General features: G+C 61.8%; 8 protein-coding genes. 7 read left to right on the top strand and 1 reads right to left on the bottom strand.

Annotated features, from left to right (window positions below):
• A partial coding sequence (locus ABJF10_RS27160; protein WP_348547762.1) for a hypothetical protein occupies positions 1 to 230 on the top strand: 230 nt, incomplete at its 5' end.
• Positions 231 to 858: 628 nt separating this feature from the next.
• Here ABJF10_RS27160 and ABJF10_RS27155 read toward each other — a convergent pair.
• Positions 859 to 1,749, bottom strand: a complete 891-nt coding sequence (locus ABJF10_RS27155) for a LysR substrate-binding domain-containing protein (protein WP_348547761.1) — start codon at positions 1,747 to 1,749, stop codon at positions 859 to 861.
• A 133-nt stretch (positions 1,750 to 1,882) separates the two neighbouring features.
• On the opposite strand from ABJF10_RS27155, the gene ABJF10_RS27150 reads away from it, so the two are divergent.
• The 6 genes from ABJF10_RS27150 to ABJF10_RS27125 all read left to right on the top strand — a co-directional run.
• The gene (locus ABJF10_RS27150; RefSeq protein ID WP_348547760.1) at positions 1,883 to 2,473 is read left to right on the top strand and encodes a hypothetical protein; all 591 of its coding nucleotides are present in this window, start codon (positions 1,883 to 1,885) and stop codon (positions 2,471 to 2,473) included.
• Between the two features lie 159 nt (positions 2,474 to 2,632).
• Positions 2,633 to 3,844 (top strand): AI-2E family transporter, encoded by a 1,212-nt coding sequence (locus tag ABJF10_RS27145; RefSeq protein WP_348547759.1) that lies wholly within the window; start codon positions 2,633 to 2,635, stop codon positions 3,842 to 3,844.
• A 9-nt stretch (positions 3,845 to 3,853) separates the two neighbouring features.
• Positions 3,854 to 5,326: an RNB domain-containing ribonuclease gene (locus tag ABJF10_RS27140; RefSeq protein ID WP_348547758.1), complete on the top strand. Its 1,473-nt coding sequence runs from the start codon at positions 3,854 to 3,856 to the stop codon at positions 5,324 to 5,326.
• Between the two features lie 35 nt (positions 5,327 to 5,361).
• A complete protein-coding gene (locus ABJF10_RS27135) occupies positions 5,362 to 6,099 on the top strand; it encodes a hypothetical protein (protein WP_348547757.1) in 738 nt (245 codons plus the stop codon).
• Positions 6,100 to 6,109: 10 nt separating this feature from the next.
• Positions 6,110 to 6,661 (top strand): rhodanese-like domain-containing protein, encoded by a 552-nt coding sequence (locus ABJF10_RS27130; RefSeq protein ID WP_348547756.1) that lies wholly within the window; start codon positions 6,110 to 6,112, stop codon positions 6,659 to 6,661.
• Positions 6,662 to 7,871, top strand: a 1,210-nt coding sequence (locus tag ABJF10_RS27125; protein WP_348547755.1) for an FAD-dependent oxidoreductase, incomplete at its 3' end; no start/stop codon positions are given.

Raw genomic sequence — 7,871 nt, 5'->3', positions numbered from 1 at the left:
TTAACTACCCGCTGCCCGACCAGCAGCCCGCGGAGAAGTTTGCCGCATTCACTTACCTCCACACCGATGCCGTGCGTCCAGTTTGCGGCACCGTTCACAACGTTGCCTCGCCAGAGATGCTTTACTGCTCCAGCACTACCGGCGCGCATTTTGAGCGCCGCGCCAAGGAGTTGAAGGCTTTCGCCGACCCCGTGGAGGCTATCGTCCAATCGGCAGCGCAGGATGGATAGACGAGTGTGAAAGCTTGTCCGAAACGGAAGGAGAATGCCCGTTGGTTCCCAACCAAAGGAGGCCTCCCATATCCACTGCTAGCGCGAACGAGGACCTCTTCCCCGCGGCGTCAGATCGACATTTACCGCAGGTAGTGGGGCACCATTTGCAATCCATGCGCGCATCAGTTCAACTTCCCTCGGTGATATCGCGTGGCCAGTCGGAGGCATGGCACCCACCTGATTGTCGGCCAAGGTGACTACCCGCAAAAAGCGGCTGTCCTCCGGGTGGCCCGGCACGATGAGTTTTCCGGGGCCTATGAGTGCCGCGAGCGCTGCGGTGTCCGTGAGTGGGGGCATGGAAGGAAGGCGCTGCTGGCCGTGGCAGTGGACGCAATTGTTTTCCAGCAATGGAACGACCTGCTGGTAGGTGGCCGGGGCGGAGGGATGGACGGTCATGCAGCCGGCGACGATCAGGACTGGGAGCGTCAGGGTTTGCGGTAGTAATCGTAAGGCTCGGATCGAGATGACCTTCATGGGCGAGAAGCGTCAGCGTTGATGAACGAGGAGGCCAATACCTTCCCGGAAGCTCACGAATAGCGGGGGGCTATGACCAGGCCGTTCGCCGATCACCGAAATAGCGGCGCGATCACGTGCTCCGCGAAAGGTCTTTCACGATCTGGATGTAATCCTTGAGCGGTTTTGAGGGATTGTCCGCGCGCCATGCAACGGTCGATTCCCGGCGGAGCGGTGGCGAGAGTGGGCGGAAGACCACTCCTTCGTGCGGCAGACCGGTAATCTGTTCGGGCAGCAACGCAAGTCCCAGCCCGTCGGCGACGAATTTGATCGCCGCCAGCTCGCTGTCTACTTCTTGCAGGATGCGGGCCTTGAATCCTGCGATCCGGCAAGTCTCGACGAGCCACTCGCGCTTCCCGGGATACATTTTCGGGGACATGCCGACGAAAAACTGGGTCGCAAGTTCGGCGAGTTTAATTTTTGCCCTCTTGGCGAGCGGATGACGCTCGGGAAGGAAAGCGAGCATCGTGTCTTTGGCCACGCATTCGGAGAGCAAGTCGTGGCCGGAGAGCGCGGGCGGCAGACCCACGAAGCCGAGGTCAATCTTGTGCGCATCGAGCGCTTCGAATTGCGCGGCGCTGCCCAGGTCGAAGAGGTTCAAAGCCACATGCGGACAGAGTTGGCGGAAGGCACCCAGCGTGGCGGGCAGCAGGCCGTAGTGGATATTTGAGATGTAGCCGATATTGAGGTGCGAGCTTTCCCCGTGTTCCATCTGCTGCACGGCGGCGACGGATTCGGCGCACAGCGCGAGCACCTTTTTTGCATCGAAAAGGAACCGTCGCCCCTGCTCGGTGAGCGCGACCCGGTTGTTCGAGCGGTCTAGCAGGCGCACGCCGATTTCGTCTTCCAGATTCCGCACCTGCCGGGTGAGCGACGGCTGGGCCAGCCGCAGCTTTTCCGCAGCTTTGGTAAAACTCAACGCCTCGGCGACTGCGATGAAGTACCGCAGGTGGCGAAGTTCCATTACCAAAGTATCGGGGCGACCAGCGCTTTTGGCTGCAACAATTGATCGGGCGAATAGCTTTTAACTATAATGAGGGCGTCGAGGAGGTATTGGCTGGGTCGGCGGGATGGCCCGATTCCTAAAAAGACCAAAAATGGCAGCCACTCCATCCAATATGCCAACCGCGCGCTTCGCCCTGATCGCCTGCCTCATGCTTTTTCTCCCTGCCGCCCGGACTACGGCGCAAGAGGTTATTCGCGAGGGTAAAAGCCTCGAAGTGGTGTTGGTTCCGCCGAAAAATCCGGTTGAAGAGCCCGACTTTCGACCTGGATCGCTACCGTTCACGGCAGCGGATGCGGTTCAGTACTTCTCTACCGTCTTGGAGATGTCGCCGGAGAAATCGCCCAATGGCGGGACGTTCTTCGAGCATCAACACGATCCTCTGCCTGAAGATCGCTGGCGGATCGAAGTTCTGGCGGAAGACAAGAACGTCATTGTCGAGTTCACTGTCGGCGGCAATTACGGGTTCGGTCTGGCCCGCGAGTTTTTTGAGAGCCCGCTGTTTCGACGCGATGAGTTCGAGACCTTCTACGAAATGCTGAGCAACGCCAAAAATGCTCCGGTCGAAAAGATGCGGCGTTTCACCCTGAAAATGACTCTGCGAGAAATAGAGCAATCTGAGATTCTGACCCTGCGCTTCACCCCGCGCGATGACGAGGCGACTGCTGCGCGCCTGCGCCCATAATGTCCTGACTCAGCTCGCGGACCTGTCTGCGGATAGCTCCCGGCTATGAGGTGGTGCCGGGGGAGGTATTGGCCGAAGTCGGTCGGCGACCTGACCCTTGTCCAGGTTGGGGAACCTTACGGAACAGCCGGGGAATCCTTGGACCTTCCTGCATCCTTCATGAACGACATCATCCATCATTCCGAACGGCCTCCGGGTAGCAACGGGAAGATGGATGAACCAGAAGCCAAGCCTTTGGCAGCGGCAATCGCGAATGATTGGGCGTCGCGCGTTCACGTCCAGACGCTTGTGCTGATGGCGGCGACGGCCTTTGGCATCTACATCTGCTACCGCTTGGCCGAGCCGTTCCTGCCTTCCATGGTCTGGGCGTTGGCGCTGGCGGTATTGTTTGCCCCGTTGCAGCGCCGGCTGGAGGCGAAGATCAAGCGGCGCAGCGTGGCAGCGGCGGTTTCCGTTTTGGTGATCGGGCTGATCGTGGTCGTGCCGGCGACGTTCGTCGGTCAGCGACTGGTTCTGCAGGCGGCGAGAGGGGCGCAACTGATCGAGGCCAAGGTCAACTCTGGCGAATGGCGGCAGGCCATCGAAACCCAGCCGCGCCTCGCGCCGCTCGCCGAAAAGGTCGAGCGAAACGTCGATTTGCCGGGGGCCGTCAATTCATTCGCCAACTGGTTGACCGGCCTCGCCGGTGCCATCGTGAAGGGCTCGGTCACTCAGGTCATCGGCGTTTGCCTCATCTTTTATCTGCTCTTCTTTTTCCTCCGCGACAGGCGCGCAGCGCTCCAGTCACTCCGTGTGCTTTCGCCGCTGACGGAAGCCGAGATGGATCGCCTGATTAGCCGAGTCAGCGATACGATCAACGCCACGATTTCCGGCACGCTCGCGGTCGCCTCGGTGCAGGGCCTGTTGGGCGGACTGATGTTCTGGTGGCTCGGCCTTTCCGCGCCGCTGCTCTGGGGCGTTGTGATGGCTTTGCTCGCGGTGGTGCCGGTCCTGGGCGCTTTCGTGGTGTGGATTCCCGCGGCCCTTTTTCTGGCGATGGAAGGCAGTTGGGGCAAGGCGCTGATTCTCGCCGCGTGGGGCATGCTGGTCGTCGGCACGGTTGATAATTTGCTCCGTCCAATTCTCGTCGGAAATCGGCTGAAACTGCACACCGTTCTCGTCTTCGTCTCCGTGGTCGGTGGCGTGATCCTGTTTGGTCCGGCTGGCCTCATCCTTGGCCCCGTCGCCCTCACGATTACCACCGTGCTGCTGGAAGTCTGGCCGAGTCGAACCACGACTGCGGCGGTCGTGCGAGTCGAGCCCGCGCGGTCGGAAGTTGAAAGCGAGTTTCCTGACCCCGCGCTCCCGAGTCTTCCGCACCGCACTAACTAAATCGACCTCATGAACCCAAACATACGCAGTTCCAATGATCGAGCCACCTTGGCGGCAATCGCGCGCAGGGCGATGATCGAGCGCGGCCTGGAACCGGACTTCCCGCCGGCGGCAAAGCAAGAGCTGGCGGCCATCGGCGGCCCCGCAACGGCGTCCGGCGAGGTGCGCGACCTGCGCGACCGGCTCTGGGCGTCCATCGACAACGACGATTCGCGCGACCTCGACCAGCTCACCGTCGCGGAGCCGCTCGCGGGCGGTCAGGTCCGGATCCTCGTGGCCGTCGCGGACGTGGATGCGCTGGTGCGGAAAGGGTCTGCGCTCGACGGCCACGCGTCGCGCAACACGACTTCTGTTTACACCCCCGCCGCGATCTTTCCCATGCTGCCCGAGGCGCTGTCCACCGATCTCTCATCGTTGAATGAAGACCAGGACCGGATCGCTGTGGTGGCGGACATGGTATTCGAGACCGACGGATCACTCGCCACGTCGGACCTTTACCGAGCGCATGTGCGGAACCACGGAAAACTGGCTTACCGCAGCGTCGCCGCATGGCTGGATAGTGAAGGTGCGGCGCCCCGGCGAGTCGCGGAGATCCCAGGACTCGACGAAAACCTCCGCCTTCAAGACAGCCTCGCGCAGCGCCTCGTAGCCGTGCGCCACCGCCACGGCGCGCTCAGCTTGGAGACGATTCAGACGAAGGCGGTCTTCGACGGCGATGTCCTTTCCGATCTCGATACGGATCGAAGGAACCGGGCAAAGCAGTTGATCGAGGACTTCATGATCAACGCAAACGGAGTGACGGCGACCTACCTCGCGTCGAAAAAATTCCCCTCGCTCCGCCGCGTTCTGCGATCTCCGGAACGCTGGGACCGCATCGCGCAACTCGCGTCGGGTTTGGGTGAACAGCTCCCCAAAGAGCCGGACGCCGTAGCCCTCGAAGCTTTCCTGGAGCGACGACGCAAAGCAGACCCGGAGAAGTTTCCCGACCTCTCGCTGGCCGTGGTCAAACTCATCGGGAGAGGAGAATATGCGCTCGATCTACCCGGCGGCGTGGCTCCTGGCCACTTCGGGCTGGCGGTAAAGGACTACACCCATTCCACGGCACCGAACCGGCGCTTTCCCGATCTCATCACGCAGCGGCTCCTCAAGGCCGCAATGTCGGGAGCGCCGCTGCCCTACACGATCCCGGAGCTGACGGAACTCGCGAAACACTGCACGGAGCAGGAAGACGCCGCGACCAAGGTCGAGCGGCGCGTACGAAAGTCGGCGGAGGCGCTGCTCCTGTCCGGCAGAATCACGGAGCATTTCGATGCCATCGTCACGGGCGCCTCGCCGAAGGGAACATGGGTGCGGATCTTCCAGCCGCCCGTCGAGGGCAAGCTGGAACGCGGCTTCCAAGGACTCGATGTGGGTGACCACGTCCACGTCAAACTGGTCCACACCGACGTTGAGCGCGGCTTTATCGACTTCGTGCGCGACTGACGCCCCTTTTTTTCCCATCCGCGAAGAAAACGAATATGATGAACAACAAACAGACCCACATACTGGCTCGCCTGGAGATTGGTTTTCGCATGGATGCGGCGCATCTCTGGGAGTTGGAGAAGGACTTAATCGTGACGCTGCAGAGCGCGCGACATTTCGGGAGAGCACATGGCTCGGCGGGCGAATGGAACACGGACTGGCACCGGCAATGGGACAACGTCGAAGGGATTTTGCAGAGAACCCGAGTGCTGGTGAATGCAATGCAGGATGCCATCGAAAGCAGGGATGGCGTTCGCACGGAAGAGGCGTTGGTGGCGTGGGACATGATTCAGTTGGAAGACGCCCGCCTGGTGGCGGCGCTTGGAGCCATCCGCGCGCAAGCGAGCAAGCTGAGCGCGGATATTCGCCAGGATTGGAACGCCCTGGCCCGCACGTTCGAGCTGCATTTGGAAGCCATCCACGCTTGCGCCCAAGCTTCGCGAGTGAAGCTGGAGTTGTTAGAGAAGCACTCCAAGAAGGATGTGGATCAGCTTGTTCAGCGAGTCCTCACCAAACTGCCGAACCCCACCCTGACGGCCGGCGTGGACTATCAGCAGGAATATGACAGGGCGGCGATCGAGCTTGAGCGGGAACAGCACGAATACCTCGGCTTGGGTGATCTCTTCAAAAGCTTTTGGCAGTGGTTCGAGTCGCCGGAAGAGCGGGTGGCCAAGAACAGATTCCTTCGGATCGAGGAGGCTGAAGATCGACGCGCGCTCAGCATCGCAGATTGAAAGGATGACTATGACGACCATCACACCGCACCAACTCAGCGCCCGACTGGAACACGGCGAGAAGCTTCACCTGCTCGATGTCCGCACGCCCGCGGAGCATGCGGAAGTTCACGTCCCCGGCGTGCATCTCGCGCCGCTCGACAAACTCGATGCGGCCGAACTCGCCGATGCGGACGGCTTCGCCAAAGACCAAGCGATCTTCATATTTTGCCGCTCGGGCGGCCGGGCGAAGCAGGCGGCGGAGAAACTGGAAAAGAGCGGCTATACACAATGCAGCGTCGTCGAGGGCGGCACGATGGCCTGGGCTGCGGCTGGGTTGCCCGTCGAGCGCGGCGCGACAAGAGTAATGTCGCTGGAACGGCAGGTGCGCATTGCAGCGGGAGCCATCGTGGTCATCGGCGCGCTGCTCGCGCAGTTTGTGAATCCCGCCTTCGTCTGGCTCTCCGGCTTCGTCGGCGCGGGGCTGATGTTCGCCGGGATCACGGACACCTGCGCGATGGGGATGCTCATCGCGAAGCTGCCGTGGAACCAGCGCGGCGTCGGCGCGTCCTGTGCGAGGTAAATGGAAACCTCATCGCCAAAAACCATCGTCATCGTCGGCGGCGTCGCGGGTGGCGCGAGTGCGGCGGCCCGCGCGCGGCGGCTTTGTGAACACTGCGAGATCATCATTTTCGAGCGCGGCGAGCATGTGTCGTTTGCCAACTGCGGACTGCCGTATTTCGTCGGTGGCGAAATCGCCGAGCAGGACAGCTTGCTCGTGCAGACGCCCCAGAGCCTCAAGGCGCGCTTCAATTTGGATGTGCGCATCAAGACCGAAGTGATCGGCATCGATCGCACGGCCCGGCGAATTCAGGTGCGCGAATCGGAAACCGGCCGCGAATACGAACAATCCTACGACGCGCTCATTCTTTCCACGGGCGCATCGCCACTCCGGCCGCCCATTCCCGGCATCGATCATCCGAACCATTTCGTGGTGCGCAACATTCCCGATGTGGAACGCATCATGGCGTGGTCAAAGGATTGCCAGCGTTGCCGCGCCGTCGTGGTCGGCGGCGGCTACATCGGTCTCGAAATGGCCGAGCAACTGCGGCATCGCGGCTTCGATGTGACTGTGGCGCAAGGACCGCCGCAGGTGATGACGCCTTTCGATCCCGAAATGGCGGCGTGGTTGCACGCGGAGTTGCGCGCCAACGGCGTGGCTTTGCACCTGAACGATCCCGTGGTCGCATTCGAGCCGCCCTCCGAGCAGGAGCCCGCCCGCGCTTCCATCGTGGTGCTGAGAAGCAGCCAGCGATTACCCGCCGACTCGGTCATTCTCGGGCTGGGGGTGAAACCTGAAATCGGTTTGGCCACCGCAGCCGGTCTGGAGATCGGAGAACGCGGCGGCATCCGGGTTGATGAACATCTCCAAACGAGCGACCCTCACCTCTGGGCCGTGGGCGATGCCATCGAAGTGCGCGATGGAGTCACGGGACAATGGGCGCTCATCGCGCTGGCCGGCCCGGCGAATCGCCAGGGACGAATTGCCGCGGACAACATCCTCGGGCGACCGTCGCGATACGAACACACGTGGGGCACGGCGATTGTGCGCTTGTTCAAGCTCACCGCGGGCTGCACGGGCGCTAACGAAAAATCGCTCCGCCGCGCTTCTATTCCCTTCCTCGCGATCCATCTTCACCCCGGCTCGCACGCCGGCTACTACCCCGGCGCCGAACCTATCGCGTTGAAAATTCTCTTCGCGCCCGACACTGGAAAACTGCTCGGCGCGCAAG

The organism is Chthoniobacter sp. (assembly GCF_040003245.1).
Lineage (GTDB): Bacteria > Verrucomicrobiota > Verrucomicrobiia > Chthoniobacterales > Chthoniobacteraceae > Chthoniobacter.
The sequence above is the reverse complement of the archived record's forward strand: the minus strand, read 5'-3'. Positions and strand labels throughout refer to the sequence as shown.

Excerpts from the sequence above, each read along its gene's own strand:
- ABJF10_RS27150 (WP_348547760.1), top strand. The coding sequence starts at position 1,883 with ATGGCAGCCACTCCATCCAATATGCCAACCGCGCGCTTCGCCCTGATC.
- ABJF10_RS27140 (WP_348547758.1), top strand. The coding sequence starts at position 3,854 with ATGAACCCAAACATACGCAGTTCCAATGATCGAGCCACCTTGGCGGCA.
- ABJF10_RS27155 (WP_348547761.1), bottom strand. The coding sequence starts at position 1,749 with ATGGAACTTCGCCACCTGCGGTACTTCATCGCAGTCGCCGAGGCGTTG.
- ABJF10_RS27130 (WP_348547756.1), top strand. The coding sequence starts at position 6,110 with ATGACGACCATCACACCGCACCAACTCAGCGCCCGACTGGAACACGGC.
- ABJF10_RS27135 (WP_348547757.1), top strand. The coding sequence starts at position 5,362 with ATGATGAACAACAAACAGACCCACATACTGGCTCGCCTGGAGATTGGT.
- ABJF10_RS27145 (WP_348547759.1), top strand. The coding sequence starts at position 2,633 with ATGAACGACATCATCCATCATTCCGAACGGCCTCCGGGTAGCAACGGG.